Genomic DNA, 841 nt, shown 5'->3' on the forward strand with positions numbered 1-841 from the left:
GTCAAATCGTGGAAGCAACGTTGTCTTTGAGTAGGCGTTCGAAGGCTTCCCTCGGGGTGTAGAAGCCCAGGCATTGGCGTGGCCGCTCATTGAGCTCGCGGGCGATCGCTTCCAGGTAGAGCTGGTCGGACGGGATCTCGGTGCCCTTGGGCAGGTACTCGCGGATCAGGCCGTTGGTGTTCTCGTTGGTAGGTCGTTCCCATGGTGAGCGGGGATGAGCGAAGTAGATCGGCAGGTCGGCGGCGACGGTGACGCTGGCATGCTCAGCCATCTCAGTGCCTTGATCCCACGTCAGCCCTTTCCGCATGAACTGCGGTAGTCCCCGCAGGTGATCGATCAGCACATCGGCAACACCCGACGCTTTCTTCCCGTCTGGCAGACCCAGGATCAGCGTGTACCGGCTCGTGCGTTCCACCAGTGTTACCGCCGCGGACTGGCCGGCCTTCCCGACGATCAGATCCCCCTCCCACCAGCCCGGCACCCGCCGATCAGATGCTGTCTCGGGGCGGTCATCGATACTGACCATGCCCACGATCCGCGCTGATCGCTCACCGGCCGACTTCCTCGGTGTGCGCACGGTGCGTTTGGACTGCAGCAGGATGCCCTGAGCAGCCAACTCTCCCTTCGGGAGAGCGTAGATCCACCGATAGATCGATTCGTGTGAAATGCGGCGTCCGTGGGCGTTCGGTGATCCCGTCATGGGGTCCACTGTGGAGTCTTCGGACTCGAGTTTCAATCGGCCAGCGATCTGTCTGGGTGTCCGCGATGCGCGCAGGTCGGATCGTACTCGTTCGGCGAGTACCGAGTCGGTGTCGATCGTTCTGGTCTGTGGGCGGGCTCG

The 841-nt window shown here is 62.7% G+C and carries 1 protein-coding gene; it reads right to left on the reverse strand.

What is annotated here, in order from left to right; translation table 11 throughout:
- Position 1: 1 nt before the first annotated feature.
- Positions 2-841: IS30 family transposase (locus ABD989_RS17650; RefSeq protein ID WP_345314506.1), on the reverse strand; the 840-nt coding region annotated here is incomplete at its 5' end.

Origin of the sequence: Gordonia alkaliphila (assembly GCF_039542465.1) — a bacterium.
GTDB classification, from domain to species: Bacteria; Actinomycetota; Actinomycetes; order Mycobacteriales; family Mycobacteriaceae; genus Gordonia; species Gordonia alkaliphila.